This is a genomic window from Streptomyces sp. NPDC088252 (assembly GCF_044740965.1).
In the GTDB taxonomy this organism is placed as follows: Bacteria; Actinomycetota; Actinomycetes; order Streptomycetales; family Streptomycetaceae; genus Streptomyces.
This window is the reverse complement of the sequence record NZ_JBIURS010000003.1, coordinates 240,868-263,286: the sequence shown is the minus strand read 5'-3', so window position 1 is coordinate 263,286 and position 22,419 is coordinate 240,868. Positions and strand designations below refer to the sequence as shown.

The 22,419-nt window shown below is 71.8% G+C and carries 20 protein-coding genes; 12 read left to right on the top strand and 8 right to left on the bottom strand.

Going from position 1 to position 22,419, the window contains the following annotated elements; translation table 11 throughout:
* The first annotated feature begins 41 nt into the window (after nt 1-41).
* Nucleotides 42-830 carry a response regulator transcription factor gene (locus ACIOHC_RS08180; RefSeq protein ID WP_351072451.1) on the top strand — a complete coding sequence of 263 codons (789 nt, stop codon included), beginning with the start codon at nt 42-44 and terminating at the stop codon, nt 828-830.
* The gene (locus ACIOHC_RS08175; protein WP_401841956.1) at nt 827-2,011 is read left to right on the top strand and encodes a sensor histidine kinase; all 1,185 of its coding nucleotides are present in this window, start codon (nt 827-829) and stop codon (nt 2,009-2,011) included. Before ACIOHC_RS08180 ends, ACIOHC_RS08175 begins: the two co-directional genes overlap by 4 nt.
* 24 nt (nt 2,012-2,035) lie before the next feature.
* On the opposite strand, the gene ACIOHC_RS08170 is transcribed toward ACIOHC_RS08175, so the two are convergent.
* The gene (locus tag ACIOHC_RS08170; protein WP_351072455.1) at nt 2,036-2,791 is read right to left on the bottom strand and encodes an SIS domain-containing protein; all 756 of its coding nucleotides are present in this window, start codon (nt 2,789-2,791) and stop codon (nt 2,036-2,038) included.
* Between the two features lie 198 nt (nt 2,792-2,989).
* On the opposite strand from ACIOHC_RS08170, the gene ACIOHC_RS08165 reads away from it, so the two are divergent.
* Nucleotides 2,990-3,682, top strand: coding sequence for a metal-dependent transcriptional regulator (locus ACIOHC_RS08165; RefSeq protein ID WP_351072457.1), 693 nt, complete (start codon nt 2,990-2,992; stop codon nt 3,680-3,682).
* Between the two features lie 728 nt (nt 3,683-4,410).
* Nucleotides 4,411-5,304, top strand: a complete 894-nt coding sequence (locus tag ACIOHC_RS08160; protein WP_351072459.1) for an alpha/beta hydrolase — start codon at nt 4,411-4,413, stop codon at nt 5,302-5,304.
* A 160-nt stretch (nt 5,305-5,464) separates the two neighbouring features.
* Here ACIOHC_RS08160 and ACIOHC_RS08155 read toward each other — a convergent pair whose 3' ends face one another.
* Genes ACIOHC_RS08155 through ACIOHC_RS08145 form a run of 3 tightly spaced genes read right to left on the bottom strand, consistent with a single transcriptional unit; the run spans nt 5,465 to nt 8,700 of the window.
* Nucleotides 5,465-7,108 carry a transporter gene (locus ACIOHC_RS08155; protein WP_351072461.1) on the bottom strand — a complete coding sequence of 548 codons (1,644 nt, stop codon included), beginning with the start codon at nt 7,106-7,108 and terminating at the stop codon, nt 5,465-5,467.
* Nucleotides 7,105-7,944, bottom strand: a complete 840-nt coding sequence (locus ACIOHC_RS08150; protein WP_351072463.1) for an ABC transporter ATP-binding protein — start codon at nt 7,942-7,944, stop codon at nt 7,105-7,107. The genes ACIOHC_RS08155 and ACIOHC_RS08150 overlap by 4 nt, the downstream gene beginning before the upstream one ends.
* 39 nt (nt 7,945-7,983) lie before the next feature.
* Nucleotides 7,984-8,700 carry a bifunctional DNA primase/polymerase gene (locus ACIOHC_RS08145; protein WP_351072818.1) on the bottom strand — a complete coding sequence of 239 codons (717 nt, stop codon included), beginning with the start codon at nt 8,698-8,700 and terminating at the stop codon, nt 7,984-7,986.
* Between the two features lie 287 nt (nt 8,701-8,987).
* Here ACIOHC_RS08145 and ACIOHC_RS08140 point away from each other — a divergent pair, with 287 nt between their 5' ends.
* Nucleotides 8,988-10,370 (top strand): transcriptional regulator, encoded by a 1,383-nt coding sequence (locus ACIOHC_RS08140; RefSeq protein WP_351072465.1) that lies wholly within the window; start codon nt 8,988-8,990, stop codon nt 10,368-10,370.
* Nucleotides 10,371-10,545: 175 nt separating this feature from the next.
* On the top strand, nt 10,546-11,997 hold the full coding sequence (locus tag ACIOHC_RS08135) for a hypothetical protein (RefSeq protein WP_389636505.1): 1,452 nt from the start codon (nt 10,546-10,548) through the stop codon (nt 11,995-11,997).
* A 65-nt stretch (nt 11,998-12,062) separates the two neighbouring features.
* Here ACIOHC_RS08135 and ACIOHC_RS08130 read toward each other — a convergent pair whose 3' ends face one another.
* The gene (locus ACIOHC_RS08130) at nt 12,063-13,343 is read right to left on the bottom strand and encodes an ABC transporter substrate-binding protein (RefSeq protein WP_351072468.1); all 1,281 of its coding nucleotides are present in this window, start codon (nt 13,341-13,343) and stop codon (nt 12,063-12,065) included.
* Nucleotides 13,344-13,517: 174 nt separating this feature from the next.
* On the opposite strand from ACIOHC_RS08130, the gene ACIOHC_RS08125 reads away from it, so the two are divergent.
* Together ACIOHC_RS08125 and purU are read left to right on the top strand one after the other, a co-directional pair.
* Complete coding sequence (locus ACIOHC_RS08125; protein ID WP_351072820.1) at nt 13,518-13,964, top strand: hypothetical protein; 447 nt, start codon at nt 13,518-13,520, stop codon at nt 13,962-13,964.
* 28 nt (nt 13,965-13,992) lie between these two features.
* Entirely contained in the window at nt 13,993-14,871 is an 879-nt protein-coding gene (purU, locus tag ACIOHC_RS08120) for a formyltetrahydrofolate deformylase (RefSeq protein ID WP_365691150.1), read from the top strand.
* Between the two features lie 44 nt (nt 14,872-14,915).
* Here the strand turns inward: purU and ACIOHC_RS08115 are convergent, their stop codons facing one another.
* Both ACIOHC_RS08115 and ACIOHC_RS08110 read right to left on the bottom strand, forming a co-directional pair.
* Nucleotides 14,916-16,295, bottom strand: a complete 1,380-nt coding sequence (locus ACIOHC_RS08115) for a zf-HC2 domain-containing protein (protein ID WP_351072472.1) — start codon at nt 16,293-16,295, stop codon at nt 14,916-14,918.
* Nucleotides 16,292-16,882: a sigma-70 family RNA polymerase sigma factor gene (locus ACIOHC_RS08110; RefSeq protein ID WP_365691148.1), complete on the bottom strand. Its 591-nt coding sequence runs from the start codon at nt 16,880-16,882 to the stop codon at nt 16,292-16,294. Before ACIOHC_RS08110 ends, ACIOHC_RS08115 begins: the two co-directional genes overlap by 4 nt.
* A 316-nt stretch (nt 16,883-17,198) precedes the next feature.
* On the opposite strand from ACIOHC_RS08110, the gene ACIOHC_RS08105 reads away from it, so the two are divergent.
* Nucleotides 17,199-17,573 carry an STAS domain-containing protein gene (locus ACIOHC_RS08105; protein ID WP_351072476.1) on the top strand — a complete coding sequence of 125 codons (375 nt, stop codon included), beginning with the start codon at nt 17,199-17,201 and terminating at the stop codon, nt 17,571-17,573.
* Nucleotides 17,574-17,695: 122 nt separating this feature from the next.
* On the top strand, nt 17,696-18,217 hold the full coding sequence (locus tag ACIOHC_RS08100; RefSeq protein WP_365691146.1) for an EF-hand domain-containing protein: 522 nt from the start codon (nt 17,696-17,698) through the stop codon (nt 18,215-18,217).
* A 98-nt stretch (nt 18,218-18,315) separates the two neighbouring features.
* Here the strand turns inward: ACIOHC_RS08100 and ACIOHC_RS08095 are convergent, their stop codons facing one another.
* On the bottom strand, nt 18,316-19,860 hold the full coding sequence (locus tag ACIOHC_RS08095) for an AMP-binding protein (protein WP_365691145.1): 1,545 nt from the start codon (nt 19,858-19,860) through the stop codon (nt 18,316-18,318).
* A gap of 191 nt (nt 19,861-20,051) precedes the next feature.
* Here ACIOHC_RS08095 and ACIOHC_RS08090 point away from each other — a divergent pair, with 191 nt between their 5' ends.
* The gene (locus ACIOHC_RS08090; RefSeq protein WP_389636503.1) at nt 20,052-21,251 is read left to right on the top strand and encodes an amidohydrolase family protein; all 1,200 of its coding nucleotides are present in this window, start codon (nt 20,052-20,054) and stop codon (nt 21,249-21,251) included.
* Nucleotides 21,252-21,258: 7 nt separating this feature from the next.
* Nucleotides 21,259-22,413, top strand: a complete 1,155-nt coding sequence (locus tag ACIOHC_RS08085; protein ID WP_351072484.1) for an acyl-CoA dehydrogenase — start codon at nt 21,259-21,261, stop codon at nt 22,411-22,413.
* Nucleotides 22,414-22,419 lie beyond the last annotated feature (6 nt).

Genomic DNA, 22,419 nt, shown 5'->3' with positions numbered 1-22,419 from the left:
GCTTACACCGACGAAACATCGCTTTGGGTTACACAGGACCCATGCGTGTGCTGGTGGTGGAGGACGAGGAATTCCTGGCCGGGATGATCGCCGAGGGGCTGCGCCGCGACGCCGTCGCGGTGGACATCGCCCCCGACGGCCGGGCGGCGCTGGACCGGCTTCGGTTCGGCGCGTACGACGTGGTGATCCTCGACCGCGATCTGCCGGGGCTGCACGGCGACGAGGTGTGCCGGCGGGTCGTCGGCATGCGCCTGCTGACCCGGATCCTGATGCTCACCGCGTCCGGGACGGTGCGGGACCGGGTGGCCGGCCTCGGGCTCGGCGCCGACGACTACCTGACCAAACCGTTCGCGTACGACGAACTCCTCGCCCGGGTCCTGGCGCTCGGCCGCCGTGCCCGCCCCGCTCTCCCGCCAGTCCTTCAACGGGCCGGGCTGACGCTGGACACCGCCCGCCGCCAGGTCTGCCGCGACGGCCGCTACCTCTCGCTCTCCCGCAAGGAGTTCGCCGTGCTGGAGACCCTGCTGCGGGCCGAGGGCGCGGTCGTCAGCGGCGACGACCTGATCGAGGAGGTGTGGGAGGAGGACACCAGCTACCGCACCAACGCGGTCCGGGTCACGCTGTCCAAGCTCCGCGCCAAACTGGGCGCGCCCCCGGTGATCGAGACGGTCCCGGGGGCCGGCTACCGCATCGGGGACGGCCTCGCCGACGGACCCGGGGACCACGGCCCTGCGACCGGACCGGCGGGCGGTCCCGCGACCCGGCCGGTGAACGGGTCTGCGGACCAGCCGGACGACGGCTCCGCGAACCGGCCGGGGGAGGGCCGGTGAGCAGCGAGCGCGCCCGGCTCACCGCGCTGTACGGCGGACTGCTGGTGCTGGCCGGCGCCCTGCTGATGGGGCTGGTCTACCTGCTGGTCAGCGAGGGCCTCTACGCCAGTGTGCTGACCGCGGTGGCCCCGGCGGTCCCCGCCGGGGCCACCGCCTCCGCCGTCCGGTCGGGCATGGCCACCGTGCCCGCGCTGCCGTCGTCGGACTGGGCGCAGACCGTGGTCATGGACCCCGGGCAGTACGCGGTGGCGCAGAGGGTCAGCACGGCCGCCGGGGACGCCGCGCTCAGCCGGCTGCTGACGGTCTCCGGGGTCTCCCTCGCCGCCTACTCGGCGCTCTCCGTCGCGCTCGCCTGGTGGATGGCGGGCCGGGTGCTGCGGCCGGTCGGCGTCATCACCGCCCGCGCCCGCCGGCTCTCCGGCAGCAATCTGCACGAACGCCTCGCGCTGAAGGCCCCGCCCGGCGAGCTCAAGGAACTGGCCGACACCTTCGACGGGATGCTCGACCGGATCGAGGAGCTGGTCGCCGCCCGGCAGCGGTTCGCCGCCAACGCCGCCCACGAGCTGCGCACCCCGCTCGCCGTGCAGCGGGCCGCAGCCGAGATCGGCCTCGCCGACGACCCGCCGCCCGAGAAGGTCGCCTGGATCCGGGACAAGCTCATCGAAACCGCCACCGGCAGCGAGCAGCTCATCGAGGGACTGCTGCTCCTCGCGGTCTCCGACGAGGGCCTGCGACGGCGCGAACGGGTCGGCCTGGACGCGACCGCGGCCACGGTGACCGAGGCGCTGGAGGCGGAGGCGGAGAAACGGTCCATCACCGTCGAGGCGGAGGCCCGGCCGATGTCGGTCGAGGGCGACCCGGTCCTGCTGGACCACCTCGTGCACAACCTGGTCGCCAACGCGCTGCGCCACAACCACCCCGGCGGGACGGTACGGGTCCGGGTGGGGCCGGGCGGTCTGGAGGTCGCCAACACCGGGCCGGTGGTGGACCCGGCGACCGTGCCGCTGCTGTTCGAGCCGTTCCACCGGGCGCAGGCCCGCCGCCACGCTCCCGGTGAGGGGGCAGGTCTGGGGCTCTCCATCGTGGCGTCGATCGCGAGGGCGCACGGCGGCGAGGCGAGCGCGACGGCGAACCCGGGCGGCGGACTGACGGTCCGGGTCGTGCTGCCGACGTGCCCGTAGCGGGCGGCCGGCGGCCCGGCGCGATCAGCGGCGGTAGAAGATCCGGTCCCGGTACTCCGTCATGACGCGCCCGTTCCACTCGTGACCGCCGTCGACGTTCCCCGAACGCAGCATCGGCGGCTCGACCCCCCGCGCCACGAGTTGCTCCGCGGCGGCGGCCATCATCGCCTGCATCACCGCACTCGTGACCACCGTCGACGCGGGCGCGAACGGCGCCTCGACACCCTCGACGGTCAGTTCCGCGTCGCCGATGGAGATCTTGCTGTCGAGCACGATGTCGCAGTGGTCCCGCAGGAAGCCGCCCGAACCGTGCCGTGACCGGGTGCCCTCCGCGTACGCCACCGAAGTGACGCCGATGACCTTCAGGCCGAGCGCCCGCGCGTTCATCGCCATCTCCACGGGGAGTGCGTTGCGCCCGGAGAGCGAGATGATCACGAGGACGTCGCCCGCCTCGGCGGGGCTGGAGTCGAGCACCGCTCCCGCCAGCCCGTCGACCCGTTCCAGCGCCGATCCCAGGGTGGCCGGCATGACGTCGACCCCGACCGTCCCCGGCACGGCCAGCAGGTTCATCAGGGCGAGTCCGCCCGCCCGGTAGACGACGTCCTGCGCGGCGAGGGAGGAGTGCCCGGCACCGAAGGCGAAGAGCCGGCCGCCCGCGGCGACCGTGTCGGCGATCGCGGCACCGGCGGCCGCGATGTTGCCGGACTCCTCGTCGCGCACACGCTCCAGCAGGCCGATCGCTGCGTCGAAGAACTGACCGGCCAGCGTGCTGTCGCTCATCGAGGAGGCCCTTTCCGGTGGGGTGGGGTGTCCGTGCCGCGGATCACGTTGCGGTCTGGACCAGTGACCTGTCAATACCCCCCACGCCGCTCCGCCGCCCAGCGTTCGGTCGGCACGGCACGGTTGTCAGCGGTATGCGTCAGAATTGGGTGAGGGCCAGCGCACGACGTTTTCATGTCACAGCATCGAGGGGCACGAATGTCCGGACTGATCGACACCACGGAGATGTATCTCCGCACCATCCTCGAACTCGAAGAGGAAGGTGTGGTCCCCATGCGCGCCCGGATTGCGGAGCGGCTGGACCAGAGCGGTCCGACGGTCAGCCAGACCGTGGCGCGCATGGAGCGCGACGGCCTGGTGCAGGTCGCGGGCGACCGCCACCTGGAGCTGACCGACGAGGGGCGCCGCCTGGCGACCCGCGTCATGCGCAAGCACCGGCTCGCCGAGTGCCTGCTCGTCGATGTGATCGGCCTGGAGTGGGAGCAGGTCCACGCCGAGGCGTGCCGCTGGGAGCACGTGATGAGCGAGGCGGTGGAGCGGCGGGTGCTGGAGCTGCTGCGTCACCCGACGGAGTCCCCGTACGGGAATCCGATCCCGGGGCTGGAGGAGCTGGGCGAGAAGGCCGAGGCCGACCCGTTCCTCGACGAGGGCATGGTGAGCCTGTCGGAGCTCGACCCGGGCGCGGAGGGCAAGACGGTGGTCGTGCGCCGGATCGGTGAGCCGATCCAGACGGACGCCCAGCTGATGTACACCTTGCGGCGGGCGGGCGTGCAGCCCGGCTCCGTGGTCAGCGTGACCCAGTCGCCCGGTGGCGTACTGGTCGGCAGCAGCGGCGAGGCCGCGGAGCTGGATGCCGAGGTCGCCTCGCACGTGTTCGTGGCCAAGCGCTGACGTGTGCCGCGCGGCCGTCGCCGACGGTCGCGGCGGCGACGGCCGCCGACCGGGTGCCGTCGGGGGCGCCGGAGCGCGCGGTCCGCTTTCCCTTTTTCCGTCCGGAAGTGCAGCGCCCGGACGGATCGCGTGCCAGGCTGTGGCTGAGGGATGCCTGAGAGTGTCGGCCAGCTGGTCGCGCGGTCGGGGAGGGAGCAGGCGGATGCGCCCGTCGTACTGGCATGTCCGGCATGTCCGGCACGTGAATCGAACGGTGATGGCCGCGGTCCCGGCCGCCCACGGGCCCGGCGCTGTCGCCGCTACGACCTCGATCGGGGGCCGCGCGGGCTCCGTCGGTGTTCCCGCGGCGTCCGCCCGCGTCCGTACAGCTGCCACCGGCGCCCGTGCGATCCCTGTCGATGCTCGACCGACTCCTGCGGGCGGTTCCCGAACAGCAGAGGGCCCCGGCGCCGTGCGGCGCCGGGGCCTGTCCTCCCCTGCTTCGACCCGGAGCCCCGAGCTCTCGAGGTCGATCCCCACGGGCCCTCATCCCCGAGTGGCCCGCCTCCCGGAGAAGATCTCCCCTCCGCGACCGCCGTCAATCCTTGGGACCGGTCACTCGAACGAGGGGTGTTGGATGCCAGAACCCGGTTTTCGAATAAAGGTTCGATAGCCTGGTGTGACGCGACCCCACGGTGATCGAGCGGGATCAAGCGGTGATCGAGGACCAGAAGGGGGTGCCAGAACACATGGTGCGACGCATCGATGTGACCGGGACCGACGGCGTACGCCTCGCGGCCTGGGAGTTCGCCGACCCGCCCAAGGGGCGTGCGGAGGGCGAGCGCGTCCCCGGGGTCTTACTGCTCCACGGCCTGATGGGCCGGGCCTCGCACTGGGCCCCGACCATCCGCTGGCTCGCCGAGCGGCATCGCGCCGTCGGTCTCGACCAGCGCGGGCACGGCCGCAGCGAGAAGCCGGCCGAAGGCCCGTACACCCGTGACGCATACGTCAGCGACGCCGAGACGGCGATCGAGCAGCTCGGCCTGGGCCCCGTCACCCTCGTCGGGCATGCGATGGGCGCGCTCACCGCCTGGCAGCTCGCCGCGAAGCGCCCCGATCTCGTCCGGGCACTGATCATCTGCGACATGCGGGCCTCCGCGCTCGGTGCGGCCTCCCAGCGCGAGTGGGAGGACTGGTTCACGTCCTGGCCGGTGCCGTTCGCGACGCTCTCCGACGTGCGGAAGTGGTTCGGCGAGGACGATCCCTGGGTGGAGCGGCCCAACCCGGCCCGCGGTGAGTTCTTCGCCGAAGTGATGGCCGAGCGGGCCGACGGCTGGCGTCCCGTCTTCTCCCGCCGGCAGATGCTCCAGTCCCGCGCGACCTGGGTGTTCGACGCGCACTGGGAGGAGCTGACACAGGTCCGGTGCCCGACCCTGGTGCTCCGCGGCCTCGACGGCGAGCTGGGCCGGGCGGAGGCCCAGGAGATGGTCCGCGTACTGCCGCGCGGGCAGTACGCGGAGGTGGCCGACGCCGGTCATTTCGTCCACTACGACCAACCGGAGGGCTGGCGGGCCGCGGTCGAGCCCTTCCTGGAGCAGTTCGCCGAGGACCCCCAGGAGGAGCGCGAGCCCGTCTCCCCGTAGACGCGAGCCCGTTTTCTCAGGCAGCTCAGGCAGCTCAGGCAGCTCAGGCAGCTCAGGCAGCTCAGGCAATCCGTGTAACTCCGCAAGTGGTGAAACGTGCGAAAAGGGCCTGCCCCGACTTCTGAACTCGCCCGGGTGACAGGCCCTTTCCACGCGGCTCTCAGCCCTTGCTGACCGCCGCCAGGATCTCCGGGAGCCGCTTCGCCGTGCGGGGAGCGGCGATCCGCAGCCCCGCCCAGGAGATCAGCGCCCCGTACACCGCCCCGGCGGGCAGCAGCAGCCAGAGCCACTGCTCCAAGTCGCCGATGTGCAGCCAGATCGTCGCCACGATCACGGGCGCGCAGAGCACCGACGCGGAGACCATGCCGCCGAAGAGCGAGATCCAGGCGAGTCCGGCCTGCCCCGGCGCCACATTCTTGAACGCCCCCTCCTGCGGGATCGAGTACGGGAAGGTCGCCGAGGCGACGGAGCCCGTCGCCAGCATCGCGCCCAGCAGGGCGAACGACAGCCCCATGGCTCCCGGCAGCGCACCCCAGTCGCCGAGGACCGCCGCCGTCACCACCGTCACCATGATCGTGTACGGCAGCGTGATCAGCAGCAAGGCCAGCGCCCGTGCCCGCAGTTCGAGGTACGCGTCCCGGGTGGAGGAGATCGTCAGCGCGACCATCCAGAACGCGGAGGTGTCCTGCCCGAACTGGTTGTACATCTGGATGCCGAGCATTCCGGCGGCGAAGCAGGCGAAGTAGATCGAGCCGGTGCCCTGCATCGCGTTGAGAAGCGGCACGATCAGGCCGATCGCCAGTGCCGTGACCCAGGCGGCCTTGGTCTTCGGGTCGCGCGCGATGTACCGCAGGCTGCGCTCCATCACCGTTCCGGTACGCCCGGCGGGCAGCAGCGCGGTGAGCCTGGAGCCGCCCTTGCCGGCCTTCTCGCGGCTCGTCTCGGCGGCGGCGAGAGTCGAGCCGTCCGGGGCCGTCATCAGCTTCACCAGACTCCGCTGCCACAGCCACAACAGCGCGAACAGCCCCGCCACGGACAGCAGCAGCTGGACGACGGCCCGCCCGTACGAGCCCTGTGACGCGGAGTCGACCGCCCCGATCGCCGAGGCGGGAGGCAGCCAGCGCACCACGTCCGCGGCCGGTTCGAGCGCGGAGAGACCGCCCGCCCGACCGAGTCGCTGCGCACCGAAGTTGACGACCTGGAAGCCGACCGCGATCACCAGTCCGCTGAGCACCGCGAGATCGCGGCCCTTGCGTGATGTCAGCAGCCGGGTGTTGGCCGTGGCCACGGCCCGCGTCAGTGCCACGCACAGCACCAGCGTGAGCGGTGCGGCCACCACGGCGAAGACCGCGCCGCCCGCCCCGCGTGCCACCGCGAACACCGAGCCGGCCGCCAGACAGAGCGTGAACAGCGGGCCGATCCCGACCAGTGACGCCGTCAGCAGCGCCGCGATCAGCGGGCGCGGCCGCAGCGGCAGCATGACCAGCCGGCTCGGGTCGAGGGTCTCGTCACCGCTGGGGAAGAACAGCGGCATCACGGCCCAGCCGACCGCCAGCACCCCGGTCATCAGGATGACGAGGGTGCCGACATGGGCGTGCCCGCGCAGCGCGATCAGCCCGATCAGCTGGCCTGCGGCGACCAGCAGGGTGAAGACGATGGAGGTGATGTACGCGGCCCGTCGGCCGGCCGACTGCCGCAGCCCGTTGCGCAGCAGGGTCAGCTTGAGCCGTACGAAGACGGGGACGAGCCCCTCGCCGCCGCTCGGGCGGGGGACGGTCCCCGCCGGGGTGTCGAGCACGCTCATCGGTCGCCGCCCAGCCAGTCCAGGGAGTCGTCGGTGGTCCGGGAGTTCGCGCCGACGAGTTCGAGGAAGGCGTTCTGCAGCGAGGACGCCTCGCCGCGTACCTGGGCCAGGGTGCCCTGCGCCCGGATCGTGCCGGCCGCCATGACGGCCACCCAGTCGCAGAGGGACTCCACGAGCTCCATCACATGGCTGGAGAAGACGACGGTCGCCCCCGAGTGGGTGTATCGCTCCAGCACCTCGCGGATGGTCTGTGCCGACACCGGGTCGACGCCCTCGAACGGCTCGTCCAGGAAGAGCACTTCGGGGTTGTGCAGCAGTGCTGCCGCGAGTCCGATCTTCTTGCGCATGCCGGTCGAGTAGTCGACGACCAGTTTGTGCTGGGCGCCTGCCAGACCGAGCACGTCGAGGAGCTGGGTGGCCCGCTTGTCGACCTCGGCGCCCGGCAGCCCGCGCAATCTGCCGGTGTACGCGAGGAGTTCGCGCCCCGAGAGGCGTTCGAAGAGCCGCAGCCCTTCCGGGAGCACGCCGATCCTGGACTTCACCTCGACCGGGTCGCGCCACACGTCATGGCCGCCGACCTCGATCAGCCCGTGGTCGGGGCGGAGCAGTCCGGTGACCATCGACAGCGTGGTGGTCTTGCCCGCGCCGTTCGGCCCCACCAGACCGATGAACTTGCCCGCGGGCAGCTCCAGATCGATCCCGGCGACCGCCGTCTGCTCCCCGAACCGCTTCCACAGCCCCTGTACGCGAACGGCGGGTGGCGCCACCGGCGCTCCACCCGCCGCTGCCGCTCCGCCCGCCCCTATGGCCCGGTCGGTGTCTGTCCGGTCCCGCATGATGCACTGCCTTTCGGTGTCCCCGTGTATGGGGACACCCTACGAAAGGGCCCCCTGCAAGAGGCGTGCCCGCGCATCGGCCCTTTCCCTCGCGCAGGCGTAGGCGAGCGGGCCGATGAGTTCCTCCACGTCCGGCAGCCACCGGTTGGCGGGGCCGGGTCGGCGGGCCCACTGCACCGCACCGCGCCCGCCGACCCGGCTCGGCGGTCCCGTCAGACAGTGGCCCTCACCGCGGCCGACGAGGTCGATGGCGGCGGCCCGCCAGTCCAACTTCCGTACGAGCCCGTCCACCTCGGCCGCCGCACCGGGCAGGACGAGGAAGAACATCCTCCGGTCGGGAGTGCGGGTGACGGGCCCGAGCGGCAGGCCCATCCGCTCGATCCGGGCCAGTGCGAGGAAGCCGGCGGTCTCCGGTACCTCGATCGCGTCGAAGGTACGGCCGGTGGGCAACAGGATCGACGCCCCCGGGTGCTCGGACCACATCCGGCGGACCGCGGCGCCGCTGCCGGTCGCCCGGCCCGCCCAGTCCGGTCCGGTGGGATGGGCGCCGGGGGAGGCGCAGCCGACCTCACCGCACGAGCACTCCTCGACCCCCTCCACCGCCTTCAGCCAGGTGCCGGGGCACACGTCCCAGTGCCGCTCCTCCGCGTACCGCACCGCGGCGTCGAGCAGTTCCTCGCCCCGCTGTCCGGGGAGCTTCGCGGCTTCCGTGACGTTGTCGGGCTCTTCGACTCCGATGGGCTCTTCCACGAACATCACAACTGCCGCCACCGACCGGGGTTACGGGCATGGCGGGCGCGGTCACGGCGTACCCGATCCGGCACGCGGGGCGCATGGATGCATGGGCGGGGGCGCGCGTGAGGCGGTGCCGGGCCGGGCGGGTAGCCCCCTACGGGTAGCTCCGGAACGGTCGGCCTCTGTCATATGCCGACATGAATGGCAAGGAACACGACGGACGTGACGAACACGATGAATGTGCGCATTTTCCGTGTAATTGCCGGGCAGTGATCCGCTCATCGATCACTGCGGCCTCAGGGGGAAACATGGCAGCCAGGCCTCTCGTCGCCCGCCAGCCGAACGAACGGCTCCAGGCGCTGATTCAGGAAGCCGGATGCTCCAACGCCGGCCTAGCCCGCCGCGTCAACATGGTCGGCGCGGAGCGCGGGCTCGACCTGCGATACGACAAGACCTCCGTGGCCCGTTGGCTCCGTGGACAGCAACCACGCGGCAGGGCACCGGGAATCATCGCCGAGGCGCTCGGCCGCAAGCTCGGCCGCACGGTCACGATCGACGAGATCGGCATGGCCAACGGCAAGAACCTGGCGTCCGGCGTCGGCCTGCAGTTCGCCCCGACCGTGATCGGCGCGATCGAGCAGGTCTGCGAGCTGTGGCGCAGCGATGTCGGCCGCCGGGACTTCCTGTCCGGATCGACGGTCGCCTCGTCGGCGCTGGTCGAGCCCAGCCGCGACTGGCTGATCACCGGCGCCGACCCACAGGTGGCGCGGGGCGCCGGGGCCCGAGTCGGGATGTCGGACGTGGAGGCGGTGCGGGCGATGACGACCGCGCTGGTCGACCTCGACCACCGGTTCGGCAGCGGACATGTGCGGCCGGTCCTGGTCCATTACCTGAACAGCGTGGTCTCCGGGCTGTTGTCGGGGGCGTACCGCGAATCGGTCGGCCGGCAGCTGTTCGCGGCAGTGGCACGGCTCACCGAACTCGGCGGGTACATGGCCGTCGACACGGGCCAGCCGGGGCTCGCCCAGCGCTACTACATCCAGGCGCTGCGCCTGGCCCAGGCGGCGGGCGACCGGGCGTACGGAGGCTACGTACTGGCCGCGTCGATGAGTCATCTCGCCGCGCAGCTCGGCAATCCGCGCGAGATCGCCCAGCTGGCACGGGCCGCGCAGGAGGGCGCGCGTGGCCGGGTCACCCCGCGGGCGGAGGCGATGTTCTACGCGGCGGAGGCGCGCGGACACGCCCTGCTCGGCGACGCCCGAACCTGCCAGGCCGTCACGGGCCGGGCGCTGGCGGCCATGGAGCACGTCGAGCCGGACACCGGGGACGACCCCGACTGGATCGCCCACTTCGACCACGCCTATCTCGCCGACGAACTGGCGCACTGCCACCGCGACCTCGGCCAGGCCGAGGCGGCCGCACGGCGGGCGAAGGAGTCCCTGGACGGACATCCGGAGTCCCGGACCCGCCGCCGTGGCATCGGTCTGGTGCTCCTCGCCACGGCCCAGGTCCAGTTGCGCGAGATCGAACAGGCCTGCCACACGGGGACCCGGGCCATGGAACTGCTGGGGTCGGTGCGCTCCAGTCGGGGCGCGGAGTATCTCGACGATCTGCAGCAGCGCCTGATGCCCTACGGGGACGAGTCGGCGGTGCGGGAGTTCGGTGCGCGGCTGGAACTCCAGGCGGCGTGATCGCGGGCCGTGCCAAGCGAGCCGCCTTCGAGTACCCGTTCGACTGCGTTCGGGGGGTGTCGGGTGATACCGCTCGTGTGAAGGGGTGGTGACTGACAACACGCGCTTGGCGAACGGCCATGACCACCCGATAGCGTGAGCCGACGATTCCGTAGGTTGACACGTAGGAGTCCCGGTGACGCAGAGCGGACAGGGTGACGAGCAGCAGCTCCCTGCTGTACGACCCGCGCACGAAGGTGTCGTGCTGCCCGCGGGTGGCGGCGAGCCCTGGATACCAGGGGGGCCCGCGGATCAGGCCGCCCCGGCGGGCGGCCAGCCGTGGGGGCAGCCGTGGGGGCCGCAGGCGGCGCACCAGGACGCCTCGTCGCACCCTCAGGCACAGGCCCAGGGGCAGGGCCAGTACGGCCAGGGCCAGCACGGGCCGGGGCAGTACGGCCAGGGCCAGTACGGCCAGGGGCAGCCGGCGCAGCAGTACGGGCAGCCGCAGGCCCAGCCTCTGCCTCCCATGCAGCCCCAGCAGCCCCAGCAGTCTTATGCGCAGCCGCTGCCGCCGGAGGCCGTGCCCGGCATGAGCACGGGCGGCGACGCGGAGGCCACCCAGTACATCGCACCGCCGCCCGCCGGACCGCCGCCGGGCGGGCTGCCGCCGGAGAGCCCCGCGGAGGCGACCCGGTTCCTCAGCCACGGAGCGCCGCAGCCGCAGCCGTACCAGCAGGCGCCGGCCGCGCCCGGCGGCGACGCCGAGGCGACCCAGTTCATCCCGCCGGTTCCCGGCGGGGCCCCGTACGACATCAGGCCCGGTGCTCCCGGCGACCGGCAGCCGCCCGCCGAGTTCGACAACCTGTTCCGCAACAACGAGCCCGCGGGCGCCACCCAGCAGATGCCCCGGCTCGATCCCACGCAGCAGTACCAGGGCGCCCACCACGCCCCGCCAGCACCACAGACTCCGCAGCCCCGGTACCAGCCCGTGGACGAGGGGCCGCAGGGGCGGGGCGGGGAGCGCAAGAAGCGGGCGCACGTCACGCTCATCGCGGCGGTCGTGGCCGGCTGCGCCGTCGTCGGTCTCGGCGCCGGTGCGCTGATGAGCGGCGGTGACAAGGACAACAAGCAGCCGGTGGCCGCCGCGAGCCCACCTGCCGACCAGCCCACCACGCAGACCGCGGCCGATCCGGCACAGCCGCAGGCCGTGGCGCTCGACAAGCTGCTGGCGGACAGCAACAACAGTCGTGCCGCCGTCATCGGGGCCGTCGAGAAGACCAAGAGCTGCAAGGATCTGGACCAGGCCGTGACCGATCTGAAGGGCGCCGCCCAGCAGCGCCGCGATCTGGTGACCCGGCTCCAGGAGCTGAACGTCGACAAGCTGCCGAACCACCAGCGGCTGACCGCCTCCCTCACCAAGGCCTGGCAGGCGTCCGCCTCCGCCGACGACCACTACGCCGCGTGGGCCGAAGAGGCCAAGCACGGCAAGAAGATGTGCAAGCACGGCACGGCCCGTACGACGTCCGAGACGCAGCAGGCCACCGTCCAGAGCGGCGAGGCGAGCAAGGCGAAGCGCGAGGCGTCGGGGCTGTGGAACTCGATCGCGTCGAAGTACGGGCTGACCCGGCGGGAGGCGACCCAGCTCTGACGGGGGACCCGGCCCCTTTGGAGATCAAGGTGAGACACCGGGGGCGGACGCCCGCCCCCGGTGTCTCACCCCTTCGCGCTGGCGTCCGACAGCGTCTTCGCGACGTCCACGAAACCCTTCTTGTCCGCGACGAGCCGTCCGTTGCGCACCACCTGGAACGTCACCTTGCTGTTCACGATCCGTGGATACGCCGACGAGCCGATCATGTCGTCGAAGCGCCAGCGCAGCACCGGTGTGAGGCCTCCGGTGTCGACCGGGGTGCCGTGGTTGAGGGCGGAGACGAGCTTCCCGGCGGTGATCCGTGGGGCGTCGATCGCCTTCACGAGCTCGTTCAGCGCGGTGTACGCGACCCACGTGGTCTGGACGCCCGTGTCGGCCGGGTCGATCCGGTTGTCGCCGAAGGCGTGCTTACGGATCACCTCCCGCATCCGGTCCCAGCGGGCGTCGCCCGAGTCCGGGTACCAGCCGGTGAGGTATGCCCCCTCGAACGGGCTGTTCCGGCCTCCGGTGCTGTCGATCAGCGGCTGCCCGACGCTGCCGAGGACGGATGAGATCCGTACGTTCCCGTACGACGGTTCGAGCCTGCGGAAGGAGTCGAAGAACGTCTCCGTGCTGTCCCCCAGCACGGCCGTCACACAGCCGTCGACCGGCCCCGCCTGCTGGAGCGCCCGCCCGGCGGCGTCGTCGTACGAAGTCGCCGTCTCCGCCGCCCGGATGTCGGCGGGCCGGGGACGCCCGGCCTCGGTGAGACCGGTGTCGAGGAGCCAGGCCTGGCCGTCGCCGCCCAGGGTGTCGGGCCGCACCACGGACACCCGTGCGCAGTTGCGCGCCAGCTGACGGGCGTTGCCCGCGAGCAGCGCCGCCTGGCCGCCGTTGACGGGGTAGGAGCTGTAGCTGCTGAATTCCTCGTCCGTGGCTCCGTATCCGCCGATGTACGGGATCCCGGCGTTCTCCAGCGGTGCCATGAAGGACGACCCGTGCCGGCTGTACGAGCCGACGACCGCCGCCGCCTTCTCCTTGACGGCCAGCCGGGCGCAGTTCCCCGCGCCGACCGAGGTGTCCGACTCGTCGCAGGTGACGACGCGCAGCTTGTGTCCGTCGAGCCCGCCGTCGCCGTTGACCCAGCGGGCGTACGCGCGCGCCATGGCGGTCATGCCCGCCATGTTGACCGTGTCCGGCCCGCTCTTGCCGCCGGGCGCCCAGGTCACCACGGTGAGGGGCTCCCTGGAATCCCCCGACGCACCAGGGAGCACACCGCAGCCGGTGACCAGCAACGCCCCGACCGCCGCCGTACTTGTGAGGAACTTGTAGGGGCGGGGGGAAGTGAGGCGTCGCCGTCCGGTCATGGGCATGAACGTTTCCGCCCGTGGGGTAACGCCGCTGTGTGCTCCGCGCAACGCACGGTGACATCCGGGTGAATTGCAGGGGCCTGTGCGGGGAGCCGGAAAGGGAACGTACGATCGACAACCGTGCAGCAAGGTTCGGAGAACACTTCCCGTCGCGGCCGTCGCTCCTCCACCATGGGCGGCATGCCGCTGAATGACATGCCTTGGTGGCGCTGGCGCAGCAACGTGCGCTCGGCGCTGCACATGCTCTCCGACCCCGTCTTCCACCACGAGTGCTGGCTGGCCGGCCGGGAGGGGTACGGCGACGTCACCGACGCCGTGTACCGCCTGGTCGAGGACACCTGGCTGGACAACTGGTCCGCCGAGAAGTACGTCGGGACGATCTTCCGCGACGCCAACGAGTCCGCCCTGGTCGATGTCGCCGTGCTCCGGGTGCTGCGCATCATGCACCAGGTCGGTGCGGATGCACCCGTTTCGGCGTATCTGGAACACCACGGCTGGCCGGAGGCCGTACGGGCCGCACGCGAGGCCCATGTGCTGCTCGCCGCCAACGACGGCGAGGACCCGGACACGCCGCCGCGCTCCCTGGACGTGCTCCGCATCATGACCAGGTCGGCCTGAGACCGGTCCGGTGTGGCACGCTACGGGAATGACCGAGCCGCAGCCTGCTGAGACCACCCACGACCAGTACGTCCTCACGCTCTCCTGCCCGGACAGACAAGGCATCGTGCACGCCGTGTCGAGTTATCTCTTCATGACCGGCTGCAACATCGAGGACAGCCAGCAGTTCGGCGACCACGACACGGGCCTGTTCTTCATGCGCGTCCACTTCTCCGCGGACAGTCCGGTCACCGTGGAGAAGCTGCGGGCCAGCTTCGCCGCGATCGGCGACTCCTTCCGGATGGACTGGCAGATCCACCGCGCCTCGGAGCGGATGCGGATCGTGCTGATGGTCAGCAAGTTCGGCCACTGCCTCAACGACCTGCTGTTCCGTTCCCGGATCGGGGCGCTGCCGATCGAGATCGCCGCCGTCGTCTCCAACCACACGGACTTCGCCGAGCTCGTCGGCTCGTACAGCATTCCCTTCCGGCACATCCCGGTGACCAAGGAGAACAAGGCCGAAGCGGAGGCGGAGCTGCTGGAGTTCGTTCGCGAGGAGAACGTCGAGCTGGTCGTCCTGGCCCGCTACATGCAGGTCCTCTCGGACGATCTGTGCAAGCAGCTGAGCGGCCGGATCATCAACATCCACCACTCGTTCCTGCCGAGTTTCAAGGGCGCCAAGCCGTATCACCAGGCGCACGCCCGTGGTGTGAAGCTGATCGGTGCGACGGCGCACTATGTGACCGCCGATCTCGACGAGGGGCCGATCATCGAGCAGGAGGTCGAGCGGGTGGGCCACGACGTCACGCCGGACCAGCTGGTCGCCATCGGCCGCGATGTGGAGTGCCGGGCGCTGGCGCGCGCGGTGAAGTGGCATGCGGAGCGCCGCATCCTGCTCAACGGCCGCCGTACGGTGATCTTCTCCTGAAGTCCTCCCGACGCGGCTCGGAGCACCAGAGGCGGCTCACAGCACTACAGGCGGCTGAGGGACGCCGCGGCGCAGAGCACGTCGCGGATCGCCTCACGGTCCCCCTCCTGGCCGGCCGCCGCCTCCACCGGGGACACGTGCCCGGCCACGAGCCGGCAGAACTCGACGCCGTCCAGCGCGACCTGCGCCACCGTGTGCGCGGGCGAGCCGACCGCCGCCGGGGAGTCCAGCGGGATGTACCAGTCCCCGCCGCCCGAACCCTCGACCTCCAGATGCAGCGAACGCCCCGGCGAACCGGCCGGCACCAGCTGGCGGGCGGGCCCGGCGAGCCCGGATCTGCGGCGCTCGGCGAGGGCGGCCGGGAGGAGCCGGGCGGCCAGGTCGACCATCCGGTTGAGATGGGCGGCGGACGGCGCCTCGTACGGATAGTCCACCGCCTGCGCGATGTCATCGCCGTGCACCCAGCACTCGAAGGCCCGGTCCAGCAGGGAGTCGTGCATCGGAAGGGCGAAGTCCCCGTACGAGACGGAGAGCTCGGCGACGCCGCGGCCGGCGAAGGACACCGTACGGATGAGGGCGTGGTTCTGGTCCCGCCACGGTTCGCGGATCGTGCGGGTGGGCGGCCGCCGGGAGGCGGACCAGTGCTTCTCCGTGCGCGCGGTGGGGGAGAGCGGCCACTCGTCACCCCGGCCCATGACGCCTTCACCGAGCGGCACGTCCAGGCCGAGGGCGGTACCGACCAGCCCGTCGACGGCCATGAGGTGACCGATGACGCCCGCGACCGTCGTCTTGCGTCCGGCCTCCTGCTCCTGCTCGAACCACTTCAGCCGCACCGGGGCGTGCCATTCCGAAGCGCCGATGTCACGCAGCAGCGCGTCGAGCCGCGCGGTCTCCGCGTCGTACGGGGCGGCCCAGTCCGGCACCGGGATCCTGGCCGGGCGGCGGCTCAGACAGGTCTCGATCACCCGGGAACGCAGCGCCGGATCGAGATCCAGGCTGCGGTCGGTCTGCAGCAGGCCGACCGCGTCGCGCAGCCGCAGGGCCTCGTCCGCGCAGGCCGCGCACTCGGTCAGATGCGCCTCGACGGCCTCGGTCTCCGCCGCCGAGCAGGCGGCCAGGGCCCAGGCGCCGAGGAGGGCCTTGAGGACGTGATGGGAGAGCACCGGGGCCGGTGCGGCGGACGGGTCCGATGGGTCCGGTGGTGCCACGGCAGATTCCGGTTCCGGTGTCGTCGGTTGCGGGGCCGGCCGGGATTCCCCGGGCAGGGTCGGGAGCACGGGCAGGGGCACGGTCGGCGGCAGGGGCAGGGCGTCGAGATCGAGGTCGTCCGCTGCGGCCCGCGGTCCCGGTATGCGCGGCGCGCCCCGCACGTCGTCGTCGCGCCCTTCCCCGTCACGGCCGTCCGCGTCGTCGTCACGGGTCACAGATGCCGTCCGTATCCGGGGGGCGGCGACCCCTCCAACGGGCGGGTGTGCGCGGTGGAGAGCAGTTGCAGTCCGAGCCGGAGCCGGCGGCGGGCCTCGTCCTCGGTGACCCCGAGGTCGGCCGCGGTCTGCCGGTAGTCCCGGCGTTGCACGTACGCGAGCTCCAGCGCGGCCCGCAGCGGGGCGGGCATGGACGCGACGATGTAGTCGGCACGGGCGGCGGCCGTGGCCCGGCGCACCCGCTCCTCCAGGTCGTCGGGGGGCGCGGCCCCGTCCTCCCCGTCCTCCCCGTCCCGCGCGGTGTCCTCCCCGCACAGCCGGCGCACGGACTGGCGGTGCGTGAGCCGGGCCACCCAGGACCGCATCGAACCCTGCTGCGGGTCGTAGGCGTTCGGGTTCTCCCACACGTAACCGAAGACCTCGCGGGTCACGAGGTCGGCGGCGGTCTCGTCGTCGAGCATCCGGTGGGCCTGGCTGTGCACGAGGGAGGCGAACCGGTCGTAGAGCTCGCCGAGGGCGGCCGCCTCGCCGCGTGCCAGCCGCTGCTGCATCTTGCGGTCCCAGCGGGGTGGTGCGTTCTTCGTCATACGACCCCCAGCCCTGTTCCCCTCGTCACACCGAATGTAGTCGGCGGCACCGACGGACACGCCCCTTTGAGGCAAGTACGCCCCTCAGGACGCCCGGGATGATAACGGCCTGGTGCACGATGGAGAGTGGATCAGGCCGTAAGGAACGCGGCATCCCGCGGCGGTGGGATCGGACCCGAAAGCGATCATTTCTGCCCGAACCCGGCTGTGTCCTGTCGACCGGCGCGGTGTTTCATGGGTCTGCGGCGGGGGCAGCCGCGAGAAGGAACGGAAACTTCCGGATCGTCGGAATCCCCGGAACGAGAGGCCCAGTCACGTGACACTGAAGGTGGCCGAGACCGTGCAGGACGACTGGACCGTGCTGCGCATACGCGGCGAACTGGATCTGCTGACGTCGCCCGTCGTGCGTCAGTCCGTCCATGAGGCGGTGGCCGCGGGGCGCCACGATGTGGTGCTCGACCTGTCCGAGGTCCTGTTCTGCGATTCCAGCGGTGTCGGGGTACTGATCGCCTCCCGCCGCCTGATGCGTTCCTGCGGGGGCCGGCTGCGGCTGATCCTCCCGGCCCGCGGCGCGGAGGAGGGGTCCCACGTCAACCGGGTGCTCGCCGCCCTCGGCGTACGTCGTCTCTTCGAGGTCTACCCCGACCGGTACACGGCCGTCGACGACGAGGCACAGCCGCTCTCGGCCTGAGTCGTGGAGCGAGAAGCGCGCGCGGCGTCGAAGACCGGGTTGTCACACAGGTGGAGCGCGTAACGGCCGCGGGCGAGGCCGTAAGTGACACGTGGCGCCGGTCGGCGTCGTACGCTCCCCGCATGGACAGCGCAGAGTATGAGCGCAAGATCGCCTTCCGCTTCGCCGCCTTCGACCAGGACGGCAACGGATACATCGATCGCGCGGATTTCAGTGCCGCCGCGGCCCGTCTGCTGACCGAATTCGGTACGACGGCCCGCTGCGACAAGGGGCAGGCGCTCTACACCGGGGCCGAGGCCCTCTGGCAGGGCATGGCGGGCATCGCCGACGTCGACGGGGACCAGCGCGTCACCCGGGAGGAGTTCGTGGGCGGGGCGGTGAAGCGGCTGCGCGACAACCCGGAGCGCTTCGCGGAGATCGCCCGGCCCTTCCTGCGCGCGGCGCTCGCCGTGGCGGACCGGGACGACGAGGGCGCGGCCTCCGTCCCCGGCGTGGAGCGGGCCCTGCGGGTGCTGGGCGCGAGCGCGGAGACGGCGGGTGTCGCGGCGCGGAGCCTGGACACGGACCAGGACGGCAGGATCACCGAGGACGGGGTGGTGGCGGCGTTCGCCACGTACTTCACCGTGATCGAACCGGACGCGTAGGAGCGCGCCCCGCCGGAGTGCTCCGCGCGGGACGCCCGCCGCACCGGACCCGTCCGGTGGGGGGAGGGCGGGGCGACGCCCCCGCCCTCCCCTTCCTGTCAGGAGAACCGCTCCCTCAGCCGGTACTTCAGCACCTTGCGCAGCGTCTCGTTCCGCGGCAGCGCCGCCACCACCTCCAGCTGTTCCGGCAGCTTGTGCACGGAGAGGCCCGCCGCCCGCAGATGGCCGGTGATCCCCGGCAGGGTCAGGGGCGCGGCGCCCGCGGGCTGTTCCACGACCGCGCAGACGCGTTCGCCGCGTTCCGGGTCCGGCAGCCCGATCACCGCCACGTCCCCGACGTCCGGGTGCCGGTGCAGCAGGTCCTCTATCTCCTTGGCGGAGATGTTCTCGCCCTTGCGGATGATGATGTCCTTGAGCCGCCCGGTGAGCACCAGGTGCCCGCTCGGCTCGACCCGGCCGACATCACCGGTGATCAGGAACCCTTCCGCGTCGAAGGCCGCCGCCGTCGCCCCCGGGTCCAGATAGCCCTCGCAGACGGCCTCCCCGCGGAGCCGCACCTCGCCCTCCGTGCCGTACGGCAGCGCCTTGCCGTCCTCGTCGGTGATGCGTATCTCCATGCCTTCGGGCGGACGCCCCTCCGTCCCGGCGAGGTGCTCCGCGGTGTCGTCGGGGGCGCCCATCGTGATCATGGGGACCTCGGTCATGCCGTACCCGTGGGTCAGCTGGACGCCCATCTCCCGCACCACCGCGTGGTAGAGCTCCGGCGGCTTCGGCGCCCCGCCCCCGGCCAGCAGCCGCAGGCCGGGGATCAGCTTCCGGTCCGGGTTCCTGCGCTGTTCGGTCAGGAACATGAAGTAGAACGCGGTGGACCCGCCCGCGACCGTCACCCCGTGGCGCCGGTAGCCCTCCAGTGCGTCCGGCATCGCGAAGTGCTCGAAGAGGACCGCCGGGAAGCCGTACAGCAGCAGCATCACCGCGTAGTCCGGCCCGCCGACATGGGCGAACGGGAAGGCCACCGAGCCGATGTCGTCCGCCGACAGGCGCAGTGCGTGGGCCAGGCAGGATCCGCCCGCGATCAGGCTGCGGTCGGTGTGCAGGACCCCCTTCGGGTCGGAGGTGGTGCCCGAGGTCCAGTAGATCCAGCGCACCGCCGTCCCGTCGGAGGGCGGGGGAGGCAGCACGGACGGGTCGCCGTCCGGCAGCGACGCGTACGCCTCGAAGACCAGCGGCGGGTGTGCGGCCCCCGCCGTCAGCCGGTGTGCCATCGCCGTGTGGTCGAAGCCGCGCCAGGTGCCCGGCACCGCGAAGAAGCCGGCCTTCGACGCGCGCAGCGCGAACCCCGCCTCACGGTCCCGGTAGAACGGGATGACGGGCGACTGCACGGCCCCGATCCGGGTCAGCGCGAACGACAGCAGCACCGTCTCCAGGCGGGTCGGCAGCTGCCAGGCGACGACACCGCCGGGGCGGACGCCCATGCCCCACAGCCCGGCCGCGACCCGTTCGCCGCGGTCGCGCAGCTCACCGAAGGTGAGCGTGCGGTCGTCCTGGATCAGGAACGGGCGGTCCGGCGTCAGGGCGGCCCGGCGTTCGACGAGCTCCCAGAAGGTGCCCGATGCGCTCAGCGCGTGTGCGGTCTCGTTCACGGCGAACCCCTCACAGCTGACGGGTAGTCAGATCGTGCGCAGAGCGTAGAGCGCTGCGCCTTGTCGGTCCAGGGGTGCGGGGCTAGCCTGAGGATCGAAATAGATCTGACGGACCATCAGAAACGCTCGTACGGAGACGGCCCGTCGGAACCACGGCCGGAAGACCTCAAGCGTGCGCCGAAGGGGACACCATGACGGAACTGCCTCGGATCGTCAGCGTCGACGACCATGTGATCGAGCCGCCGCACCTCTTCTCGACCTGGCTGCCCGCCAAATACCGCGAGCGCGGCCCGCAGCCGCTCACCGCGGGCATCGGCGAGCTGGCGTACACCGGGGGCAAGTACGTCATCACGATGGATCCGGACGGGCCGCCCACCGACTGGTGGATCTACGAGGACCTGAAGTTCCCGTACAAGCGGAACATCGCCGCCGTGGGCTTCGACCGCGACGACATGACGCTGGAGGGGATCACCCGGGCCGAGATGCGGCCCGGCTGCTGGGACCCGGCCGAGCGCCTCAAGGACATGGACCTCAACCACGTCGAGGCGAGCCTCTGCTTCCCCACCTTCCCGCGCTTCTGCGGCCAGACGTTCGCCGAGGCCCACGACAAGGAGGTCGCCCTCGCCTGCGTGCGGGCCTACAACGACTGGATGGTGGAGGAGTGGTGCGGCGACAGCGGCGGCCGGCTCATCCCGCTCTGCATCATCCCGCTCTGGGACATCGACCTGGCCGTGGCGGAGATCAGGCGGAACGCGGCGCGCGGGGTGCGTGCGGTGACCTTCTCCGAAATCCCCACGTACCTCGGCCTGCCGTCGATCCACACCGGATACTGGGACCCGTTCTTCGCGGCCTGCCAGGAGACCGGCACGGTCGTCAACATGCACATCGGGTCCAGTTCCCAGATGCCCGCCGCCTCCCCCGACGCCCCGCCCGCCGTCCAGGCCAGCCTCTCCTTCAACAACGCCATGGCCTCGATGATGGACTTCCTGTTCAGCGGCGTCCTGGTGCGGTTCCCCCGGCTCAGGCTCGCCTACAGCGAGGGCCAGATGGGCTGGATCCCGTACGCCCTGGAGCGCGCCGACGACGTCTGGGAGGAGCACCGGGCCTGGGGCGGGGTGCGCGATCTGATTCCCGAGCCGCCGTCCGTGTACTACTACCGCCAGATGTTCTGCTGCTTCTTCCGCGACAAGCACGGGGTCGCCTCGCTCGACGTCGTCGGACGGGACAACGCCACCTTCGAGACCGACTACCCGCACGTCGACTCGACCTTCCCGCACACGAAGGAGGTCGCCCTCGACCACGTCAAGGGACTGGACGACGAGACCGTCTACAAACTGATGCGCGGAAACGCGATCCGGATGCTCGGTCTGGACCTGGACCGGGACAAGTAGGCACGCGATGGATCTCGCGTACACGGAGGCCGAGGAGGAGTTCCGGGCGCGGCTGCGCGAGTGGCTGGCGTCCGTGCTGCCCACCCTGCCCGCGAAGCCCGGCCCGGACGACTGGCCGGGGCGGCGCGCCTACGACACCGCCTGGCAGCGGATGCTGTACGACGCGGGCTACGCGGGTCTGCACTGGCCCGTCGACGCGGGCGGGCGGGGCGCCACCCCGACCCAGCATCTGATCTTCCTGGAGGAGACGGAGAAGGCCGGCGCCCCGTACGTCGGCGCCAACTTCGTCGGGCTGCTGCACGCAGGGCCGACGATCGCGGCCGAGGGCACCGCCGGACAACGGGCGCGCTGGCTGCCGCCGGTGCTGCGCGGGGACGAGATCTGGTGCCAGGGGTTCAGCGAGCCCGACGCGGGCTCGGACCTCGCCTCGCTGCGGACCCGGGCGGTGCGCGACGGCGACCACTACGTGGTGAGCGGAAGCAAGATCTGGACCTCGCACGCGGAGGTCGCCGACTGGTGCGAACTGCTGGTGCGGACGGACCCCGCGGCGCCCAGGCACCGCGGCATCAGCTGGCTCGCGATGGAGATGGACGCGCCCGGCGTCACCGTCCGCCCGCTGCGCACCCTCGCCGGGTCCACCGAGTTCGCCGAGATGTTCCTCGACGAGGTGCGGGTGCCCGTCTCGCACCGCGTCGGCGCGGAGAACGACGGCTGGCGCGTCACCATGGTCACCCTTTCCTTCGAGCGCGGTACGGCGTTCGTCGGCGAGGTCGTCGCCTGCCGCCGCACGCTGGACGCCCTGGCCGCCGAGGCACGGACGAACGGGCGCTGGGACGACCCGGTGCTGCGCCGCAGGCTGGGCAGGCTGAACGCCGAATTCCGGGCGCTGTGGCGGCTCACCCAGTGGAACGTCGGCGAGGCCCAGCGCACCGGGGGCGTGCCCGGCACCGGCGGCTCGGTCTTCAAGCTGCGCTACTCGCACGCCCGCCAGGAACTGTACGAGGCGGCCGCCGAGGTGCTCGGCGCGGACAGCGGGGACCTGGACCGGGAGTGGGTCCTGGACCGGCTCTCCTCGCTCTCGTACACCATCGCCGCGGGTACCTCGCAGATCCAGCGGAACATCGTCGCCGAGCGGATCCTCGGCCTGCCGAAGGGGCGCTGACGCCAC